Annotated in this window: 22 protein-coding genes and 1 rRNA gene; 7 read left to right on the forward strand and 16 right to left on the reverse strand. The window is 43.3% G+C overall.

Going from position 1 to position 18,523, the window contains the following annotated elements:
* Positions 1-332 (reverse strand): 16S ribosomal RNA (locus ACFOJ8_RS04450); the annotation flags it as partial.
* A 350-nt stretch (positions 333-682) separates the two neighbouring features.
* Here ACFOJ8_RS04450 and ACFOJ8_RS04455 point away from each other — a divergent pair.
* Positions 683-1,072 (forward strand): DUF2614 family zinc ribbon-containing protein, encoded by a 390-nt coding sequence (locus ACFOJ8_RS04455; RefSeq protein WP_380652900.1) that lies wholly within the window; start codon positions 683-685, stop codon positions 1,070-1,072.
* Between the two features lie 47 nt (positions 1,073-1,119).
* Here ACFOJ8_RS04455 and perR read toward each other — a convergent pair whose 3' ends face one another.
* The 3 genes from perR to bcp form a co-directional block, all read right to left on the reverse strand.
* On the reverse strand, positions 1,120-1,548 hold the full coding sequence (gene perR, locus ACFOJ8_RS04460) for a peroxide-responsive transcriptional repressor PerR (protein ID WP_380657008.1): 429 nt from the start codon (positions 1,546-1,548) through the stop codon (positions 1,120-1,122).
* Positions 1,549-1,638: 90 nt separating this feature from the next.
* On the reverse strand, positions 1,639-2,583 hold the full coding sequence (locus ACFOJ8_RS04465) for a D-2-hydroxyacid dehydrogenase (protein ID WP_380652897.1): 945 nt from the start codon (positions 2,581-2,583) through the stop codon (positions 1,639-1,641).
* A complete protein-coding gene (bcp, locus tag ACFOJ8_RS04470; protein WP_380652895.1) occupies positions 2,584-3,033 on the reverse strand; it encodes a thioredoxin-dependent thiol peroxidase in 450 nt (149 codons plus the stop codon).
* Positions 3,034-3,175: 142 nt separating this feature from the next.
* On the opposite strand from bcp, the gene ACFOJ8_RS04475 reads away from it, so the two are divergent.
* Both ACFOJ8_RS04475 and ACFOJ8_RS04480 read left to right on the forward strand, forming a co-directional pair.
* On the forward strand, positions 3,176-4,468 hold the full coding sequence (locus ACFOJ8_RS04475; RefSeq protein WP_380652893.1) for a glutamate-1-semialdehyde 2,1-aminomutase: 1,293 nt from the start codon (positions 3,176-3,178) through the stop codon (positions 4,466-4,468).
* Between the two features lie 11 nt (positions 4,469-4,479).
* Positions 4,480-5,592: an FUSC family protein gene (locus tag ACFOJ8_RS04480; RefSeq protein ID WP_380652890.1), complete on the forward strand. Its 1,113-nt coding sequence runs from the start codon at positions 4,480-4,482 to the stop codon at positions 5,590-5,592.
* Positions 5,593-5,631: 39 nt separating this feature from the next.
* Here ACFOJ8_RS04480 and ACFOJ8_RS04485 read toward each other — a convergent pair whose 3' ends face one another.
* The 4 genes from ACFOJ8_RS04485 to mutY form a co-directional block, all read right to left on the reverse strand.
* Positions 5,632-6,243 carry a DNA-3-methyladenine glycosylase gene (locus ACFOJ8_RS04485; RefSeq protein WP_380652887.1) on the reverse strand — a complete coding sequence of 204 codons (612 nt, stop codon included), beginning with the start codon at positions 6,241-6,243 and terminating at the stop codon, positions 5,632-5,634.
* 15 nt (positions 6,244-6,258) lie between these two features.
* Positions 6,259-7,995 (reverse strand): ABC transporter ATP-binding protein, encoded by a 1,737-nt coding sequence (locus tag ACFOJ8_RS04490; protein WP_380657005.1) that lies wholly within the window; start codon positions 7,993-7,995, stop codon positions 6,259-6,261.
* 56 nt (positions 7,996-8,051) lie between these two features.
* Positions 8,052-8,597, reverse strand: a complete 546-nt coding sequence (gene ntdP, locus ACFOJ8_RS04495; protein WP_380652884.1) for a nucleoside tri-diphosphate phosphatase — start codon at positions 8,595-8,597, stop codon at positions 8,052-8,054.
* Between the two features lie 62 nt (positions 8,598-8,659).
* The gene (gene mutY, locus ACFOJ8_RS04500) at positions 8,660-9,688 is read right to left on the reverse strand and encodes an A/G-specific adenine glycosylase (RefSeq protein WP_380652882.1); all 1,029 of its coding nucleotides are present in this window, start codon (positions 9,686-9,688) and stop codon (positions 8,660-8,662) included.
* Positions 9,689-9,738: 50 nt separating this feature from the next.
* Between mutY and ACFOJ8_RS04505 the strand changes: the two genes are divergently transcribed.
* A complete protein-coding gene (locus ACFOJ8_RS04505; protein WP_380652879.1) occupies positions 9,739-10,716 on the forward strand; it encodes a metal-dependent hydrolase in 978 nt (325 codons plus the stop codon).
* 22 nt (positions 10,717-10,738) lie between these two features.
* Here ACFOJ8_RS04505 and ACFOJ8_RS04510 read toward each other — a convergent pair whose 3' ends face one another.
* The 8 genes from ACFOJ8_RS04510 to ACFOJ8_RS04545 all read right to left on the reverse strand — a co-directional run bounded on the left by ACFOJ8_RS04510 (position 10,739) and on the right by ACFOJ8_RS04545 (position 16,381).
* Positions 10,739-11,497: an ABC transporter permease gene (locus tag ACFOJ8_RS04510; RefSeq protein WP_380652877.1), complete on the reverse strand. Its 759-nt coding sequence runs from the start codon at positions 11,495-11,497 to the stop codon at positions 10,739-10,741.
* A 10-nt stretch (positions 11,498-11,507) separates the two neighbouring features.
* Positions 11,508-13,001 carry a hypothetical protein gene (locus tag ACFOJ8_RS04515; protein WP_380652874.1) on the reverse strand — a complete coding sequence of 498 codons (1,494 nt, stop codon included), beginning with the start codon at positions 12,999-13,001 and terminating at the stop codon, positions 11,508-11,510.
* 4 nt (positions 13,002-13,005) lie between these two features.
* Positions 13,006-13,326, reverse strand: a complete 321-nt coding sequence (locus ACFOJ8_RS04520) for a YfhH family protein (RefSeq protein WP_380652871.1) — start codon at positions 13,324-13,326, stop codon at positions 13,006-13,008.
* Positions 13,295-14,089 carry a hypothetical protein gene (locus ACFOJ8_RS04525; RefSeq protein WP_380652868.1) on the reverse strand — a complete coding sequence of 265 codons (795 nt, stop codon included), beginning with the start codon at positions 14,087-14,089 and terminating at the stop codon, positions 13,295-13,297. The genes ACFOJ8_RS04520 and ACFOJ8_RS04525 overlap by 32 nt, the downstream gene beginning before the upstream one ends.
* Before the next feature lie 10 nt (positions 14,090-14,099).
* Positions 14,100-14,609: an acyl-CoA thioesterase gene (locus ACFOJ8_RS04530; protein ID WP_380652866.1), complete on the reverse strand. Its 510-nt coding sequence runs from the start codon at positions 14,607-14,609 to the stop codon at positions 14,100-14,102.
* Positions 14,610-14,710: 101 nt separating this feature from the next.
* Positions 14,711-14,866, reverse strand: a complete 156-nt coding sequence (locus ACFOJ8_RS04535; protein WP_380652863.1) for a hypothetical protein — start codon at positions 14,864-14,866, stop codon at positions 14,711-14,713.
* A 71-nt stretch (positions 14,867-14,937) separates the two neighbouring features.
* Entirely contained in the window at positions 14,938-16,170 is a 1,233-nt protein-coding gene (locus ACFOJ8_RS04540; RefSeq protein WP_380652860.1) for an aminopeptidase, read from the reverse strand.
* Between the two features lie 13 nt (positions 16,171-16,183).
* The gene (locus ACFOJ8_RS04545) at positions 16,184-16,381 is read right to left on the reverse strand and encodes a DUF1128 family protein (RefSeq protein ID WP_380652858.1); all 198 of its coding nucleotides are present in this window, start codon (positions 16,379-16,381) and stop codon (positions 16,184-16,186) included.
* A gap of 153 nt (positions 16,382-16,534) precedes the next feature.
* On the opposite strand from ACFOJ8_RS04545, the gene ACFOJ8_RS04550 reads away from it, so the two are divergent.
* Genes ACFOJ8_RS04550 through ACFOJ8_RS04560 form a run of 3 tightly spaced genes read left to right on the forward strand, consistent with a single transcriptional unit; the run spans position 16,535 to position 18,504 of the window.
* On the forward strand, positions 16,535-16,855 hold the full coding sequence (locus tag ACFOJ8_RS04550; RefSeq protein ID WP_380652856.1) for a YtxH domain-containing protein: 321 nt from the start codon (positions 16,535-16,537) through the stop codon (positions 16,853-16,855).
* Positions 16,856-16,913: 58 nt separating this feature from the next.
* Positions 16,914-17,957 carry a YihY/virulence factor BrkB family protein gene (locus ACFOJ8_RS04555; RefSeq protein ID WP_380652853.1) on the forward strand — a complete coding sequence of 348 codons (1,044 nt, stop codon included), beginning with the start codon at positions 16,914-16,916 and terminating at the stop codon, positions 17,955-17,957.
* Complete coding sequence (locus ACFOJ8_RS04560) at positions 17,941-18,504, forward strand: beta-class carbonic anhydrase (RefSeq protein WP_380652851.1); 564 nt, start codon at positions 17,941-17,943, stop codon at positions 18,502-18,504. The genes ACFOJ8_RS04555 and ACFOJ8_RS04560 overlap by 17 nt, the downstream gene beginning before the upstream one ends.
* Positions 18,505-18,523 lie beyond the last annotated feature (19 nt).

Consider the following 18,523-nt stretch of genomic DNA (forward strand, 5'->3'; position numbering starts at 1 on the left):
AGTCCCAGTGTGGCCGATCACCCTCTCAGGTCGGCTACGCATCGTCGCCTTGGTAGGCCCTTACCCCACCAACTAGCTAATGCGCCGCAGGCCCATCCATCAGTGACAGCCAAAGGCCGCCTTTCAACTTATCCACCTATGTGGAAAAGGATTATCCGGTATTAGTCACGGTTTCCCGTGGTTATCCCAGTCTGATGGGCAGGTTGCCTACGTGTTACTCACCCGTCCGCCACTCGCCAACCAGGAGCAAGCTCCTGATTCGCGCGTTCGACTTGCATGTATTAGGCACGCCGCCAGCGTTCATCCTGAGCCAGGATCAAACNTACCCATTCGTTTATCGGAATTAAACGTTGACATATTGTCATTCAGTTTTCAATGTTCTGGTTGAAACACTCTTACTATGTTACATCAGCGGTTGAAATTATTCAAGCGTTAATTTTACACTTTCAAATAATTTTTTGAAATAAAATTTTCGGTAATTTCATTTCCGCTTGTTGTCGTCCCTGTTTTGACGACTTTTATATCATACCAAGCGATTCATTCAATGTCAACGCTTTTGAAAAACTTTTTTTAACTTCTTTGTTCGTCTTTCGTTTTCACACGTTGTTCACTAAATGCTAAATATTAGATTATCATAAATGGTTCAACTTGTATATAATGAATTTCAGAGGTGAATAGCTTTATGAAAAAACCAGGAAACAAGATCCTGCGCATCCGTGGTTATGCGCTGGCAATGATATTTATAGGAATGGGCACCATGTATCTTGGCGTGTTCTTCAGAGAATACCCTATTGTGTTCAGCATATTCCTTCTTATAGGAATGCTTCCCATCATATTGAGCTTTGTCATCTATTTTTGGGTTGGTATGATTAGTACTCGTGCAATTACCGTCCAGTGTCCAAACTGCGAAAGACATACCAAGATACTTGGACACGTCGACTTCTGCCAGCACTGCAAGGAACCCTTAACAATTGACAAGGAACTTGAAGGCGAAGATTTTTCTCTCGACTACAATGTCGATCATCGCAGAGAAAAAGCAATTGAAGAACTAAATACGAAAAAAGAAAAATGAGCAGGGACCGAGGTCCCCTGCTCATTTTTCTTTGGATGAAGATTGATCTAGCCTCTACACTCAGGGCATACACCATAGATTTCCAGTCTATGGTGGCTCACATCGTACGCTGTAACAGAACCCGCAAGCTGTTCCACTTCCTCAAGTCCAGGATAATGGAAGTCCGTCATCTTACCACATTTACTGCAGATGATATGATAGTGCGTGTCAGTAATGAAATCAAATCGGCTTGAAGCGTCCCCGTACGTAAGCTCCTTGACGAGCCCCGTCTCTTTAAAAAGCTTCAGGTTGTTGTATATAGTCGCTACACTCATATTTGGATATTCACTCGAAAGCGCTCTGAATATATCATCAGCAGTCGGATGTTCCTCTGTTTCTATCATATACATGAGCACTGCTTTCCTCTGCGGTGTAATACGCACACCCGTTTCCTTCAGTGCATTGATCGACTCAGTGAACTGGTCATTGGCATCCATCATTTTCATATTGATACCTTCCTTCTCTAACTGACTACTGTAATATACTTATTGTACTTTGTACTGAAATTGATTGTCAAATCACTTTATTCAATACCCTCTGTCGTTATCAATAATATTCTTCATAGATTGGAAATCCTCAATGTGTTGCAGGTTGTATGCAAAAATATCAAACCCGCGCTCTAAATAGCCTTCAGTTTTGGAAGATGCATGGGGTGTGATAGTAAGGTTGTCGTAAGTATAGAACACATGATCAGCAGGGAGCGGCTCCTGATTGAATACGTCAAGAATCATATGACGGATCAGACTTTTTTCGAGCACTTTAGAAATTGTTTCATCATTCATGATATCCCCACGTCCAATATTGACGAATACGGCGCTTTTCTTCATTTCTTCAAATATATCTACTTCAAGCATCCCTCTTGTCTCTGCTGTACTTGGCAAAATGTTTATGACAATGTCTGCATCACTGATATGCTGTTTGAGCTCACCGATTGCATATGTCCGGTCGAAACCTTCGACTTTGTGTCCAGTCGTATTGTAGCCGACCACCTCTGTTCCGAATATGCGCATCACTTCTGCAAGATGCGAACCGATACTTCCTGTACCGAGCAGATGAACGGACTTTCCGTGCATTTCTTCTGTCTTCGCATTCTTACGCCAATACGCTTCATTCTGATCTATTCTCAGCTGGTTGAAGTTTTTATAGTATGATAGCAAAAGTCCTACAGTGTATTCTGCCATCTGTATTTTATGGATACCTTTTGCGTTTGTAATATGAACATGGGTAAGATCTGCAAGCGGTAAGTCATCCAGCCCCGCACTCATGACCATTATCCATTTCAAATTTCTAAAAGCCTCAACGTCTTTTTTAGTTACGTTACCGCCATACGTGATGAAGATCTCACTCCATTCCCGATCATCATCAGTCACCTCTGAACTCTTTTTAAACTGATACTCTAACTCCGGGTGTTTTTGATGCATCTCTTCTATCATATGGGATCTCAAGTTGACGGTGGATAATATACGCTTCATCTAGACTTCCTCTTTCAAATAGTTTTTGAGTTCATCAATATGTGACTTTGCTTTGACGTTATCCCATCTTTTAAGAATGTTGCTGTTTTCGTCAACAACGAAAGTCGTTCTGACGATGCCTTTGGACTCTTTGCCAAAAGATTTTTTCATCCTATATACACCTAGTGCCTCGGATAGCTTGAATTCCTCATCAACAAGCAGATCGAAATTCAAATTATGCTTTTCTATGAAATTTTGATGCTTCTTCTTTGTATCTCCGCTTACACCATACACTTTGACATCGACTGCATTCAGAAAATCTAGATTGTCGCGCAAATCACATGCTTGTGTAGTGCATCCTGGGGTGTTGTCCTTCGGATAAAAATAGATGACCGTGACACCTTCTAGGTCCTTATTGCCTACCCTTTCCCCATTCTGATTTTCAAGTTCAAATTCCGGAAACTTCTTCATTTGTCTACCTCCCTGAATATATCTTCATGTATTGATGATACCCAAGTTCTGCCCTGTCCTCAACAGAAGTATCTTCTTAATTAAAGACTTGGAATGTGGTAGAATACACATTGTGTAAAATACAGATCAAAGGATGAAAAATATGTACGTTCACAAAAAATCGGAAGCACTCCAAAAACAGGCGGAGGATGTAATACTCGGAGGTGTTAACTCGCCCTCTAGGTCCTACAAAGCAGTAGGCAACGGTGCACCCATTGTGATGGACAGAGGTGAAGGTGCCTACTTCTACGATGTTGATGGCAACCGCTACATCGATTATCTGGCCGCCTACGGTCCCATCATCACAGGCCATGCGCACCCGCGAATTCATGAAGCCATTACAGAACAAAGTAGCAAAGGCATACTATACGGCACGCCAACAGAGCTTGAGATCGAGTTTGGTCAAAAGATGCAGGCGGCTATCCCTTCACTTGAACGGATCAGATTCGTCAATTCCGGAACCGAAGCGGTAATGACAACAATCAGAGTTGCAAGAGCCTACACATCAAGAAATAAGATTATCAAATTTGAAGGATGCTATCATGGGCACTCGGATCTTGTCCTTGTAGCAGCAGGGAGCGGCCCCTCACAACTCGGTACCCCCGATTCAGCCGGTGTGCCTAAAGGCGTGGCAGAAGATGTCGTCACGGTCCCTTTCAACAACCTAGAAGACTTTAGGACGGCAATGGCCCATTTTGGAGATGAAATTGCTGCTGTACTCGTCGAACCGATTGTCGGAAACTTTGGCATCGTTGAACCGATGGATGGATTCCTCGAGGAAATAAACGCGGTTGCCCATGAAAATGGCTCACTCGTCATCTATGACGAGGTGATTACCGCTTTCCGCTTCACATATGGAGCAGCTCAAAAATTACTCAATATCGAGCCGGATCTTACAGCCCTCGGAAAAATCATTGGCGGTGGTACACCAATCGGAGCTTACGGTGGCAGAAAAGATATTATGGAAAGCGTAGCACCACTTGGTCCCGCTTACCAAGCAGGAACCATGGCAGGGAACCCACTCAGCATGGCTGCTGGACTAGCGTGCATGGAAGTACTCGGTAAGCCGGGGGTATATGAAAATCTAGATCACCTCGGCAAAATGCTTGAAGATGGATTACTGGAACTAATACAAAAATATGAAGTCAGGGCGACAATCAACCGCCTGGTTGGTGCTTTGACTATCTATTTCACTGATGAAACTGTGTCCAACTACACCATGGCCGAAGCAAGTGACGGCGAAATGTTCTCAAGATTTTTCAATGGGTTAATCAAAAGAGGAATCAATATCGCGCCTTCAAAATACGAGGCTTGGTTCCTGACAACAGAACATACTGAGGACGATATCAAGGAAACACTTGCCATTGTTGAAGAAGTTTTCAAAAATGATCTATAGGAGAGGGAATCATGCGCTTTGGTGCTAGAGTTTTTAAAACAGGTGTTACCGTTGTCCTCACACTGTTCATTACAGAGTTACTTGGACTCGGTCCTTCACTTATTGCGGCAATTGCTGCAGTATTTGCCTTGCAGCCAAACGTCCACCGCTCGGTTATGAATACGTGGAACCAGTTTCAAGGCAATACGCTCGGTGCAATTGCGGCAATTGTTATGGTGTTGCTGTTCGGACATAACATGATCGTCATTGGCCTGACTGTCATACTTGTACTCGCGGTTCTGTTATTCTTTAATCTACAGAGCGTTTCCACTCTGGCCGTCGTAACAATGATTGCCATAATGGATGCACCTACTGTAATAGAAAGTTCTACTACAACAGACTTCCTTGAAGCAGCAGGCATACGATTCTCACTTGTCATGATCGGTGTACTGTCGTCGCTTGTCGTAAATCTTCTCTTTATCCCACCAAAATATGAAACGAAAATGTATCACAACTGTTTCAACATAACGAGTGACATTTTTAAATGGATCCGCCTTGAACTGAATGCAGTTAGTGAATACCAGGTTGTCAAAAAAGATATCGAATCATTGCGGACGCGAGTCGTTACGCTTGAAACCATGTATCTGTGGTATCGCGAAGAAAAGAATTATTTCAAACGAACCAGCTTTGCTGATGCCCGTCGTAAAATCCTGTTTAGACACTTGATTGCATCTACAAGACGAACGTTTGAACTGCTCAGAAAACTGAACCGATACGAAAATGATTATAATCATCTAGATGAGGACTTTAAGTACCGAATTCGTTACGAGATGGATCAGCTGATGGTATACCATGAACAAATCTTCATGAAAATTACAGAGAAGATCCGCCCTGAAACACCATGGGGAATATACGACAGCAATATACAGTTCGAACATTCCATGATGGATGATTTCGTCAAACTCTACCAACAGTCGCAGACACAAGAAGAGAAGATCCAGTATGAAAATATACTTGAAGTCATCTCTTCGATACATGAATATTCAAACTCGCTGGACCGACTGGATCGATTGACGACAAGCTTCTTCCGGTTCCATGCAGATAAGAATAAAATCAATATACAAGATGAAACACTCGATATATAAACAGAAAACAGGCGCAGGGATACGACCCTGCGCCTGTTTTTATTGCCATCCATTATTCTCTGCTGGTCTGCCTTTAAACTTGCTGACATTTGGATTACCTTTGACGATGAAACGGTATGGATAAGCCACTGCTTCTTTCTTATTGTCTATACCGATCCTCGGTGTAGCTTCAATTTCCGCAGGGGTACGACCGGCCCGAATCGTGAGGATACCATTGTTCAATTCCATACCGTTATGCAATTCACGGCGTATCCCTATTGATTTGGTAAGTTTACCAGGACCGTCAGTAAGACCCGTTTCCCGGCCACGCCTTTCTATCATGATATCCTTGCCGATATGCGGTTCGATTCCCCTGATGAGTATTCCTTCAGGATGCTCTTTTTCGCGCGTCAGTATATTCATGCAATGATGACCATGCATCGTGTAGACATAAATGTGACCATAGTCGTTGAACATCATTTCATTCTTCTTGTTCCTTTTACCACCAAACGTATGGGCCGCCCGGTCATCTATACCAAGGTAGGCTTCGACTTCTGTAATAAATCCACTTGTCACTATACCATCGATGCACGTCACCAGTTCAAGACCGAGCAGACCACGTGCTGATTCTAGCGTATCGTCAGCCAGAGAGTTAATATCTAGTGTTTCCATAGCGACATCCTTTACCTATAGATTCTGGATACTGTAGAGATTGTAGTAGTCTCCTTGTTTGTTCATAAGTTCAGCGTGCGGACCCGACTCTTTAATCTGACCATTGACCATTACAAAGATACGGTCTGCATGAGTGATGGTTGACAATCTGTGGGCCACAACAATAGTGGTTCTGTTCTGAGAGAGTTCAAGGAGCGTTTCCTGGATAATACTTTCACTTTCCAAGTCCAATGCGCTGGTTGCCTCATCAAGAATAAGGATTGGTGGGTTTTTTAGGAACACTCTAGCAATGGCGATCCGTTGTTTCTGCCCACCGGAGAGTTTGACACCGCGTTCGCCCACTTCTGTTTCATAACCGTCAGGCAGGTCCATGATGAAGTCGTGTGCATTCGCTCTTTTGGCAGCTTCAAGCATCTCTTCCTCAGTGGCGTCCGGACGTGCAAGAAGGATATTCTCTTTGATGCTGTCGGAAAACAGAACATTATCTTGCATGACGATTCCAACCTGATTCCTCAGAGATTCGATCGTATAGTCTCTGATGTCTGTACCATCAAGCTTTACTTTCCCCGATGTTACATCATAAAATCGTGGAATCAGTGTCACGAGTGTCGACTTGCCGCCACCGCTCATTCCGACGAATGCTACTGTTTCGCCACTTTGAACATTGAAGTTGATATGCTTCAATGTATCAGCATCTTCTCCGTTGTAGCCGAATCCGACATCCTGGAACTCGATATTACCATCGGTGCGTTCGAGCTTGCGGGCCCCCGCTCGATCCTTTACGTCGTACTTTTCATCGAACAATTGGAATACCCTGTCCATTGAAGCAATACTTTGAGTCAGAGTCGTAGATGATGAAACTAGCCTGCGGAGCGGTCCATATAGTCGGTCTAGATAGGCGATGAATGCCGCAAGGGTACCGACTGTAAGATTGCCTTGGATGACCTGGTACGCACCATAACCGACGACGAGCAATGGACCGATATCGGTGATAGTGTTGACGACTGCAAAACTTTTCGCCGTCCATTTCGCATGATCCGTCGCCTTATTCAAGAAGTTCCCATTTTTGTTATTGAAACGATCGGACTCATTCTTCTCTACCGCAAAGCTCTTGATGACATTAATGCCCTGTATGCGTTCATGCAGAAACCCTTGCACCTCCGCGAGCGCCTGTGACCTTCTTCTTGTAAGTTTTCTTAATCTGCCGAAGAAGAACCATACACCAAACATGTAGAGCGGGAATATAATAATCGAAACGAGTGTCAGCTCACCATTCAAGAAGAACATGATAGCCAGTGCAATCAGTATGGTCACTAAATCCAACCAAACATTCATTAGACCGGTCATGATGAAGTCCTTTGTCTGTTCAACATCATTGATGACTCGTGAGATTACTTCCCCCACTTTGTTGTTAGAATAAAACTTGGCACTCAGCATCTGTAGATGGTTGTACAACTTTTTACGTATATCATAGAGGATTTTGTTACTTGTCCACTGGGCAAGGTATTGTCTGAAATATTCTACTGGCGGTCTGATGACGACAAAGATGAAGGAGAAAAGCAATAGTACTTGAATCAGCATATTCACTCTGTCTTCAGTAGTCAGACCTTCCGGCATGATGATACTATCAATTGTATATTTGATCAGCAACGGAAGAAGAAGCGGAATCCCGAACTTCAGTACGCCGATGACAATTGTCAGAGCAATCAGCCACTTATATGGTTTAACAAATTGCAAATAGCGTCTTATCACTAGAAATACTTCCTTTACTAACATAAAAAACAATCAACTGGAGAGTTGATTGATCTTTAATATGATTTGAAATCATTATTGAAACGTTCCTGCCATACTTTGATGAAATCCGGCGCGAAGGGTCCTTTTTTCCTTTCAATCCACTGCTGGAGCACATCGACGTTGTGTTTGAGTATCTTGTCGATATCCTCCGGATATTTCATGCGACTCTTGTGTAACCGATACTCATCTTCATCAAGGAGATGATATTTTCCATCTGGATACACTTTAATATCGAGGTCGTAGTCGATATATTTCAACGCTTCTTCGTCGTAGATGAATGGAGAGGACAGATTGCAGTAGTAGTATACGCCGTCTTCCCTGAACATACAGATGACATTGAACCAGTGTTCGACGTGGAAATAGACGATTGCCGGCTCCCGGGTCACCCACGTGCGCCCATCACTCTCAGTGACAAGTGTTCGGTTGTTACCTCCGATCACGACATGATCCGTGCCTTTTAAAATCGTAGTTTCAGACCACACGCGGTGAATGTTGCCATCATGTTTATAGCTCTGTATCTTGACCTTGCTACCCTCTTTCGGTATGGATTCCAGACCCATATTCCACACCACCTTTAAAATAATACTACTATATTATAGCACAGCAGGATGGACATTCACATTCATGCGTTTTCAGCTTGGAACAGGCTGTACAGCTTCTGCATAGCTCTGCTCATCGGCAGCTTCTGAACTTCGTTAAGTTTTATAAAATCACGATGTCGGCTCCTCGTATGAAGCACATAGCCTTCCATGTACCATACTTGGTGGGTGAAGACATGCTTGCTACTGCCGATGTGCTCTCCTGACACCTCGATATCAACCCCTAGCTCCTCCCCCACGGACTCAATTGAGGTATCTACATCGTACTTTGGTAATTCGTACATACCCTGGAGCAGTGAGCCTTCTTGTTTCTTTAGAAGTATTTCATTCTGGTCATTCAATATGAAATATACGTTGTAATACAATTCATTCTTACGTTTCGCTTTTTTCTTTATAGGCAGTTCTGTCACGATATTCTCTTTATAGGCCTCGCAGTTCTCCTGCACAGGACACATGATGCACTTTGGTGCACGTGGTGTACAGATGGTTGCGCCGAGTTCCATCAGTGCCTGGTTGAAATCGCCCGCTTCAAGCGGGATGATTTCCTCTATCCGATGCTTGATGTCCTTTTGGACGGACGCCTTAGTCATATCTCTGCTATCTGAATCCAGTCTGGATATAACACGAAGTACATTGCCATCCACCGCAGCCAGCAGATGGTTGAAGGCGATACTCTGCACGGCACCACCGATATAAGGCCCGACTCCCTTAAGTTTAAAGAATGTTTCTGGTTGATCCGGCACCACTGAGCCGTATTTTTCCTTCACTTCTCTTACAGCAGCTTGGAAATTGCGGATACGGTTGTAGTAGCCGAGCCCTTCCCAGTCCTTGAGTAGTGCTTCTTCGTCTGCATCTGCAAGACTGTCGATATCTGGATAGCGAGTTATGAATTTCTCATAATAGGGTATAACAGTAACGACCTGAGTCTGTTGCAGCATGACCTCGCTCAACCATATACGGTAAGGGTCCTTTGTTTCGCGCCAAGGCAACGCTCTTTTGTTGGACTGGTACCAGCCCAACAGGTTATGATTAAACTCTGAAATTTTCAGCATGGTTGACACCTTTCTCTGTTAATTATGTTAATTGAATGGGGAGAATGAACATGGACACTCTAACACATACAATGATGGGCGGTACAATCGTTGGCCTGGCTGCCATCGACCCATCCATAGACCCGGTCTCCGTGGGATTCATCACGACTGTCGTCGGTGCTTCTCTCGTACCGGATGTTGATACCATATTGAAACTTAAAAACAATGCTATATATATTACTCACCATCGTGGAATTACCCATTCCTTGCCATTTACCTTTTTCATCTGGCCGGTTTTGCTTACAGTACTCAGTGTACTGATGTTTGATTTGCCCGCACTGAATATGTATCTGTGGATACAATTTGCAGTCTTTATGCACGTATTCGTAGACATTTTCAATTCCTACGGGACCCAGGCACTACGGCCCATTCGGCATAAATGGATACAAATCGGCATCATCAACACAATAGATGTTCCTATTCTGGTGCTGCATGCACTATACTTCATTCTATGGTATTTCACAGGTGCGCCTGTTATGTTGTTCCTCGGTCTTTATGTGATACTTTTAATATACTATATACTACGCTATGCGATGCAGCGCTCGCTTGTAAAAAGAGTGGTAAAGCAGTTGCCTGATGAAGATTTAGATCAGGTATTCGTCATGCCTACCATCCGATACTTTGAATGGCGTATCGTCGTAGTGACCGGGAATGCCTATTACGTCGGACGCAGTTTCCGTGGAAATATTATATTCTACGACCGCTTCAATAAAAGTCAACCAATTGAAACAGAACGTTTTGAAAGCATACGTAAGGATGCAAATTTCAAAGCATTCACGTTCTTTTCTTCCATTTATCGTTACGAAGTGACAGATGTTTCCGAGGACACGGTCGAAATCAGGTATATCGATCTTAGATACCTTAGAGACGGCCATTACCCGTTTGTGTGTATCATGCACCTTGATAAACAGAGCAGTGAAGTACTCCACAGCTATACGGGCTGGGTTTTTACGGAAAGTAAACTCCAGCAGAAGCTGCTTGCGAGCTGATATAACGAATAAAGCGACCGGGTCATTCACCTGGTCGCTTTTTTAAATACCGGTATAAAGTAAATTTGATCTTGCTGTAGTATTCGAACATCCAAAGATACAGCAGTATGACTTGAGAAAAGAAAAGAATATCGTATGGCAGCCGATTGATGTTCCATCCTATATGCACTGCATTCGACTGCAGGCCATTGATAACGTAGTAGAATGGATTCAAACTCAGCAGGTTCTGCAGCCAAGGTTCGATATTTTCAGGCAGATATATAATCGGTACAGTGATTACCAGTACAACAAATACAAGAGTGTTGACTGTGTGAATCCTCCTTACTTCCACTGATAGATACAGCAGTGTAAACGGGATGATTAAAACAACACCCAGCAGTACGTAGTACAGTAGTATAAATATATTAATCAGCCAATCTTGTACGATCAAAGTAGTAAAGGCGCTGTACAATACAGTGAACACTAGGAAGATGAATGTCTGGAAAATCGTTGTCGGCAATATCCTCACGTAGAGCGGGATATAGTTCACCTTAAGTACCGAATCTTTGTAGAATGTTGAATTACGATTTAGTACCACCATGCTGAACAGCCACACTGTTGCCATCACCCCTGTCAATGTATAGAGGTATCCAATGACTCCCGACTCTTCCATTGTAGACATTGAGAGCACCAGGAATATAAGTCCAATTGTGTAGATCAGCAATGGAGTCAGATTATGTCTCGAAAAATAGCCTGTTTGTTTGAAGAAGTGGCGGAACAGATATTTCAATTTATAATTCATAATAGCTCTCCTAGCGGTTGATATACAGCCATGTCTGATTTGAAGCATCGAGGATCATATATCCGCTCGGCAATCTGAATATGACATCTTCTGTCGAGACCCCAAATGCTTGGTAGATGTCCTCAGGGTTTTTGGCTGGGAAAGACATCGAGAATATGATGTCATCCATGAAATGGTAAGTAATCGGTATACCAGAAAGCGCTGCATGCTTGTCACTGGAAGCGGACAGGTCCAATTCACCCAATACTTCACTGCTGTCCCTATTGATGAACCTGGAATAGTAAAGATAGTTGTTCTCGAAAACTTCATCTGTATAAGGCAGCAGATCCTCGAGCGTTGCTTCTGGATAGAGGCTTGCCGGATTGAAGTAGATGAATGAATCTGCATCCACTTCTGTCGTTTCACCGTTCTCTAAGACTGTATAACTTGTCTCCCCCCTATCACTAACACGAACCAGGGACATGTAAGGGTAGATTTCTCCCCCTATATCAGCGCTCTCCTCAGTACTAATACCGTAAGCAATCCGGTTAGCTGACTCTTCCTCTGAAGTGGATACAGTCTGGTTCTGTGCGGTGCTCGGCACCCCTGTGAATGAAACATCCATAAAAATGGCGACACTCGCCATCAGCATTGTAAAGAGAACCAGAAGAGAAATAATGATTTTTCTAATGTTGAGCTGGTCAATGGGGCTCGCCTGGTTTCTACTCAACCGCTTCAAGCCATGCGCATATCTGCCGTACTCGTTTACATTACTCTTCCATTCCAAATCAAATGTTTCTTCTTCATCGACATTCTTAATCTGGCTTTTCTGTTTCATATAGGATGCATACTCAGCGACACCTTGTTTAACACTGCCATCGTAGCGTGTCTGACCATAGCTCAGCCAGAGGAAGTAGTTGGCAAGTGTTTCAATCGGTTCGATACTGCTCTCAAGCAGCAGTACTCCGCGCTCTCTTCTTTCCTGCTCGTTAATCGTCGCTTTGAAAGTCGCTGCATCTTCTTTAGCCAGATGACGGTACATGTTGCAATAGATAATGATGTCAGCATCCGTGTACTTCGAGAGCTCAAGCAGTATCAGCGTAAGATCGCGCCTTGTCAGATCCTTAACTGGTGTTGCCCAGTATGTGTTGAAAAGTGATTGTTGTTGTAATTGCTCTACAGCTTTTGCCACATCTTCAGTTTTCATATACTCATCGAGTATCTCCGAAACGAACATACCAAGTGCATGAGGGTGATGAACATGATCCAGTACATCAAGGCTCAGTACCGGACTTTCCGTCTTCACCTTTCCCGCTTTCGTATCCAAACTGCCAATCACGATTTCCTTCAAAAAGTGTAAAGTCTTGTAATCTGATAGAATGCCGAGTACTTCCCCTTTATAAAGATGGAAGGACACATCCTTCAAAAGTAGCCCTTCTTCACGTCCAAGCATACGATCGCCGAGTTTTTTCGGTTCCTTGGCGTAAGTTAGGTTCAGCGCTCTGAGTAGAATGATGTTTTGCATATAATCATCCTCTCTTAGTGAGCTGCAGCATACTTACAGGAATACCTGTCTCTTTCTCTTCTCCACCGACAAAAAATCCCCAGGCAAAGATTCCCTTTATATATTCGACCTTGAAATAGTGGTCTTCATTGCTGATTATCTTATAAATCTTTCCCGGTTCTATCAGGGAAAGGTCGACGAAATAGCTTTCCGCGATGAGCACCTGTCTTTCAAGTACTCTATATTCGTTTTCGACGCCCATCATTTCAGCTTTTCTCATCCCTTCCCGCTTCTCACCGATGTATGCTTCAAGTTCACGTCTCGTCATGGTATTCAAAGGTCTCATCATCCATACCGCCTAACTTTTCCTGAATTAAGTCGTAACTATACCCTTTTCTCATCAATGCCTGTGTCAGCTTCTGTTTCAGGGCAAAGCTTGTTTCTTTTCTTTTGTATTTATTGTAGTATTTTTCGAAATCGCGATCGAAATGACTCGATTCGTCAAAGTCATCATCGAAATCGATCAATTCAATATGCTCCTTGCCATATCCCCTTTGGTGCAACTTTTCGGTCAGTTTCATCCGGAACTGTCTGTATGCCCCTTTATGCCGTTTCAGTTGCTTGTCCTTAAGCTTATTCATTCGCTCGGCATCGACTTCTGCACTAAATACATCCACATTCTTCTTTACGATGTTTTCGTCGATTCGGTGCTTCTTTAATTCACGCTGCAGTGCAAAAGGCCCCTTATCGGTCGTCAGCAGCATCGTATTCCTTAATGCTTTGGCATAGTGTCCGTCATTGATATAGCCTTCCTCTTTCAGTCTAGTCACAGTCTGGTCGATCATTTCAGGATGATAGTCTTCTGCCATATAGTCGCGCATCTCCTGCTCACTCCGCAGCTTGAAACTGATATAACCGAGCGCTTTGACATAAGCTTGATCGTACTGAATAGCGCGGATGATCTGCTGGTATTCTTCCGGTTCAAGTACCCTGTCGGAAATCAACCGGTACTTTACGACAGATTCTTCATGAGCTTTAAATGATGTCCCATCATCCATATGTATCTCATACATGCTGTTTTTATCGAGTACAACTCTCTTTATCTGCATCTCACCCCTCCTAATCGAGCAGATCCGTTGCGAAAAATTCCCGCAGGGCTTTGGAGCGTTCTCTTCTATGACGACGATGTTCTGAACGCTCTTTACCAGTTTCACCTAGCCATTTTAACCGTTCGTTGTCCGCAATAAGCGTCGGCACCTGTAACGGTTTATAATCATCATCCAGTGCCACAAAAGTCAGGAAGCTGAAAGCTGCCAATTTACGTTCGCAGTCGTTATCGAGCGTCTCCTTCGATATTTTAACCAAGATCTCCATGGATGAATTGCCGGTATGAGTCACCATAGATTCGAGGATAACGACATCACCAAGATTGATCGGTTCGAGAAAGTCCACTGAATCAATCGAAGCTGTCACTACCTTCGCGCGGGAGTGCCGGCGCGCTGCTATAGAAGCAACATCATCTATATATTCCATCAGTCTACCGCCATAGAGCGTATGGTGACTATTGGTATCCGGAGGCATTACATTAGACGTTTTCACAGTATAGGATTCGGACATCCTTTTTTGCATCGTATCTCCCCCATTCCAAACATTATTATAACAGTATATTAAAAATACTAAAAAAGAAGGGATATGATTAATCCCTTCTTGACCATTTCTATTGAAATTTGCTACAACTTGCGTTCGAGCGCCTCTTCCGGTGTATCAATCACAAGGGCATCCTTGCCTGGGAGTGATCTTGACAGGAAGTGGTGAAGAACGAAGGCAAAGGTGAATATGACGAATAGAAATGCCAATGTTATGAGCAGCATCACTAGATAACTCATTGAAATCCTCCTTCTGAAACTTATCCTATTGACTTCATTTTACCATAAAGGCCCGATTTGTACTATATAAATCAGAAAGCCCAATTCCCTTTTTCGAACACTTTTTCTTCCGTTCCATCATCAGTTATGCCGTATATATCCAGTTCAGCAGAACCGATCATGAAGTCCACATGGGTGATGGAATCGTTGAGGCCGGCTTTCTCAAGTTCCGCTCTTGACATATTCTTCCCGTTTTCAAGGCAAAACGAGTAGGCACTACCAAGTGCAATATGACAAGATGCATTTTCATCAAATAGAGTATTATAGAAGAGTTTACCCTTATTTGAAATTGGTGAATCATCTGGCACAAGTGCGACTTCTCCTAGATACCTTGCACCTTCGTCCGTATCAAGCAGATTCTTCAGTACATCGTATCCTTGCCCGGCTTCAAAATCTACAACTTTGCCGGCTTCGAATGTCAATTTGAAATCATCGATCAGGTTACCGCCATAGCTGAGTGGCAATGTATTGGATACATAGCCGTCGACCCGTGTCTTCTCGGGCACACTGAATACTTCCTCTGTCGGCATGTTTGCCATGAATTTCTGCCCGTCCTCGTTTAGACTGGACGCACCAGCCCAAAGATGTCCTTTCGGCAGTCCAATAACCAAGTCTGTTCCCGGTGCAGCATATCTAAGTGATTTATATTTCTTCGCGTTAAGATAGTCGACTTTCTCGTGAAGCGTTGCGTCATGCTGCTCCCATGCTTCAACAGGATTATCCTGATCGGCACGCACAGTGTAAAGAATAAGATCCATGAGCGCGTCAACAGCCGCTTCATCGTCAAGATCCGGGTAAACAAGCCGTGCCCACTCCACTGATGGATAGCCTGCGACACACCAGCTATGGTAGTCCGACTGGATACGGTTTGAGAAATCCTTGAATGCTTTACCTGAGGCAACTTGCATTGCCTGGAGCTTCTCCGGATCTACCCCCTTCATCAGTTCAGGCGAAGAAGATGTGATGCTCAGGAATCCAGCCTTCTCATCAGAATAGAACATTCTTTCATCAATCGTCCACTGGTGGATGGTGCTGACTTCCTCTTTGGACTGATGATCAGCATGCAGTTTCGATAATGCATCATCCGATATGGCAACTTTGACTTCCTTTGCCCCTTTTTTGTATGCCTTTTCTGTAACTTTTCTCATCAATGGCAAGGCATCACTCGCACCTCTGATGAAAACACGGCCGTCCTTTTGAACATTTAGTCCAATATCAACGAGCAAATCTGCATATCTTTCGAGCTTTGTTTCAAGTTGCGCCATTTTATATTCTCCTTTATTTCCTCAGTTTTGATAGTTCTTCGATGATTGCTGACTGCTCAATCGCAGTCACCTCTCTTCTTGAAGTCACCATTTTGTGGATTTCCCTGATTTCTTCGGTGTTGTCATCATCGAAATCCTCGGGATTGAACACCCCTTTATTGACTACATTCAAGGCTTCTTCGAGCTCTTTAAGCATCTCCGATTTCTGCATACCCATTCCTCCATCCTGACTTACTGTCATTTTAATACTACCAAATTATATATGAGATTAAAATTTATATTCAATATTAATCAGTGAATAAAGTTTACTCTTCGTATAAAATGGATATAAGCAACTATCATACACATACAAAGGAGAATTCACATGAAAAGCAAATTGTTGCCAGCTGTCCTCATTGGTGCTGCCATTGGCGCAGCACTCAGCCTGATAGACAGAAATACGAGAAACACTGTACTAAACAGCACTAAAGACCTCAAATACTACGCGCAGAACCCGAATGAAGCGAAGGACAAATTGGCTTCCGACGCCGGTGAATCTTCCAAGATACAGTCATTGAGAGACGAAGTAATGTTCTGGAAAGATACGATTCAGGAAATTAGACAGAACAACCCTGAACTGGAAGAATCCATCAAAGATGCGAAAGATACATTCATGAAAAAGCGCGAACAGAAGCAGTTGAATTAATTCCAAAGGAAAGGGCTGACATCAGTTGGCTCTTTCTTTTATAGAAAGGAGATCTATTATGGCAGATAAACCGACAAATTCCGACTATCTCAACCAAGCAAAACAAGAAGGCAAAGAAGTAAAAGCCAATAACTCTCAGGGCGATAATGGAGAAACTTTTGTTGAGGACGTCAAGTTCAAATCGAAAACTTCAAAGAAACCGAATGAAACACTCTATGTTTCCAAAATCAACAAGCCAGCTAAACACAAAGAAAACTCTAATTTTTTCCAAAGGCTAATGTTCCAATTTGGTAAGGACAATACTTCAGGCATGGCAGCACAACTTGCGTATTACTTCCTACTTGCTATATTCCCGCTGCTAATATTCCTGCTGACATTGGTTCCATTATTCCAGATTGACCAGCAGACGATTACACAATTTATTCAAGACTATGCCCCGTCCCAGATTTCTGGCATGCTTGAGGGCATAATCCAAGATGTCATGGGCGGATCTAGTGGTGGCCTGCTCTCAATAGGTCTGATTGCCACATTGTGGTCTGCATCCAATGGTATGACAGCGCTCATGAATGCATTTAATGTTGCTTATGATGTTGAGGATAACCGCAATTTTGTAGTTGCGAAACTACTCTCTATCGTATTTACGGTCATACTTGCACTTTCTGTGCTTTTGACGTTTGTACTTATCGTTTTTGGTGAGCAACTAGGAAACCTTATGTTTGGGGCGATTGGCTTGGACGAGCAGTTCCAATTCGTCTGGAATCTTGTGAGAAGCCTGCTGCCTGTACTGCTTGTATTCATCGTGTTCCTCGTCATCTATACGACAGCACCGAATATCAAACTGCAGATCAAGGCAGTTATTCCTGGGGCACTGTTCACTACGATCGCTTTTCTGCTTGCTTCATGGGGCTTTAGTTTCTACACTGCCAACTTCAGTAACTACAATGCAACTTATGGCAGTATCGCCGGAGTCATAATTCTGATATTATGGTTGTATATCACCGGGATTATCATTATACTTGGAGCCCAAATCAATGCAATAATGCACAAGCGTGCGATGGAAAAAGAAGGAGAGGAAAGAACAACTAATGAGTCTACTGCATGATCTACTGGATTATAACGAGCAATTTGTTGAAAACAAGGATTACGAACAGTATGTAACTACGAAGTCACCGGATAAGAAATTGGTGCTCATCTCCTGTATGGATACGAGACTAACAGAACTATCCACTAAGGCACTCGGCCTTAAAAATGGAGATATCAAGCATATACAGAATGCAGGCGCTGTCATCTCTCACCCATACGGGAGCACAATGAGGAGCATTCTAGTTGCTGTATATATGCTTGGCGCAGACGAAGTAATGGTCATGGGTCACCATGACTGCGGTTTCGGCGCACTAAAACCGGAACCGATGATGGATAACATGATGGCGCGCGGTATCAAGCAAGAAACATTCGACACACTTGAGCATTCTGGTATTAATGTCAAGGACTGGCTCAAAGGGTTTGATAGTGTTGAGGAGAGCATTACTGAAACCGTCGGTAAAATCAAATACCATCCATTGATGGTCGATGGTGTCCCAATTCACGGTACTGTTATAAACCCTGAAAACGGCAAGGTAGACCTTGTCGTCAATGGATACGAATCATAGAAGAACAGCCTCTACCCAA

This window comes from Salinicoccus sesuvii (genome assembly GCF_042648145.1).
Lineage (GTDB): Bacteria > Bacillota > Bacilli > Staphylococcales > Salinicoccaceae > Salinicoccus > Salinicoccus sesuvii.

What these genes read in the sequence shown, in the direction of transcription:
- ACFOJ8_RS04530 (WP_380652866.1), bottom strand. Translation starts at nt 14,609, where the DNA reads ATGCAAAAAAGGATGTCCGAATCCTATACTGTGAAAACGTCTAATGTA.
- ACFOJ8_RS04455 (WP_380652900.1), top strand. Translation starts at nt 683, where the DNA reads ATGAAAAAACCAGGAAACAAGATCCTGCGCATCCGTGGTTATGCGCTG.
- ACFOJ8_RS04465 (WP_380652897.1), bottom strand. Translation starts at nt 2,583, where the DNA reads ATGAAGCGTATATTATCCACCGTCAACTTGAGATCCCATATGATAGAA.
- ACFOJ8_RS04485 (WP_380652887.1), bottom strand. Translation starts at nt 6,243, where the DNA reads ATGGAAACACTAGATATTAACTCTCTGGCTGACGATACGCTAGAATCA.
- ACFOJ8_RS04480 (WP_380652890.1), top strand. Translation starts at nt 4,480, where the DNA reads ATGCGCTTTGGTGCTAGAGTTTTTAAAACAGGTGTTACCGTTGTCCTC.
- mutY (WP_380652882.1), bottom strand. Translation starts at nt 9,688, where the DNA reads ATGCTGAAAATTTCAGAGTTTAATCATAACCTGTTGGGCTGGTACCAG.
- ACFOJ8_RS04520 (WP_380652871.1), bottom strand. Translation starts at nt 13,326, where the DNA reads ATGAGACCTTTGAATACCATGACGAGACGTGAACTTGAAGCATACATC.
- ACFOJ8_RS04540 (WP_380652860.1), bottom strand. Translation starts at nt 16,170, where the DNA reads ATGGCGCAACTTGAAACAAAGCTCGAAAGATATGCAGATTTGCTCGTT.
- ACFOJ8_RS04475 (WP_380652893.1), top strand. Translation starts at nt 3,176, where the DNA reads ATGTACGTTCACAAAAAATCGGAAGCACTCCAAAAACAGGCGGAGGAT.
- bcp (WP_380652895.1), bottom strand. Translation starts at nt 3,033, where the DNA reads ATGAAGAAGTTTCCGGAATTTGAACTTGAAAATCAGAATGGGGAAAGG.
- ACFOJ8_RS04505 (WP_380652879.1), top strand. Translation starts at nt 9,739, where the DNA reads ATGGACACTCTAACACATACAATGATGGGCGGTACAATCGTTGGCCTG.
- ACFOJ8_RS04545 (WP_380652858.1), bottom strand. Translation starts at nt 16,381, where the DNA reads ATGCAGAAATCGGAGATGCTTAAAGAGCTCGAAGAAGCCTTGAATGTA.
- ACFOJ8_RS04535 (WP_380652863.1), bottom strand. Translation starts at nt 14,866, where the DNA reads ATGAGTTATCTAGTGATGCTGCTCATAACATTGGCATTTCTATTCGTC.
- ACFOJ8_RS04510 (WP_380652877.1), bottom strand. Translation starts at nt 11,497, where the DNA reads ATGAATTATAAATTGAAATATCTGTTCCGCCACTTCTTCAAACAAACA.
- perR (WP_380657008.1), bottom strand. Translation starts at nt 1,548, where the DNA reads ATGGATGCCAATGACCAGTTCACTGAGTCGATCAATGCACTGAAGGAA.
- ntdP (WP_380652884.1), bottom strand. Translation starts at nt 8,597, where the DNA reads ATGGGTCTGGAATCCATACCGAAAGAGGGTAGCAAGGTCAAGATACAG.
- ACFOJ8_RS04515 (WP_380652874.1), bottom strand. Translation starts at nt 13,001, where the DNA reads ATGCAAAACATCATTCTACTCAGAGCGCTGAACCTAACTTACGCCAAG.
- ACFOJ8_RS04525 (WP_380652868.1), bottom strand. Translation starts at nt 14,089, where the DNA reads ATGCAGATAAAGAGAGTTGTACTCGATAAAAACAGCATGTATGAGATA.
- ACFOJ8_RS04555 (WP_380652853.1), top strand. Translation starts at nt 16,914, where the DNA reads ATGGCAGATAAACCGACAAATTCCGACTATCTCAACCAAGCAAAACAA.
- ACFOJ8_RS04560 (WP_380652851.1), top strand. Translation starts at nt 17,941, where the DNA reads ATGAGTCTACTGCATGATCTACTGGATTATAACGAGCAATTTGTTGAA.
- ACFOJ8_RS04550 (WP_380652856.1), top strand. Translation starts at nt 16,535, where the DNA reads ATGAAAAGCAAATTGTTGCCAGCTGTCCTCATTGGTGCTGCCATTGGC.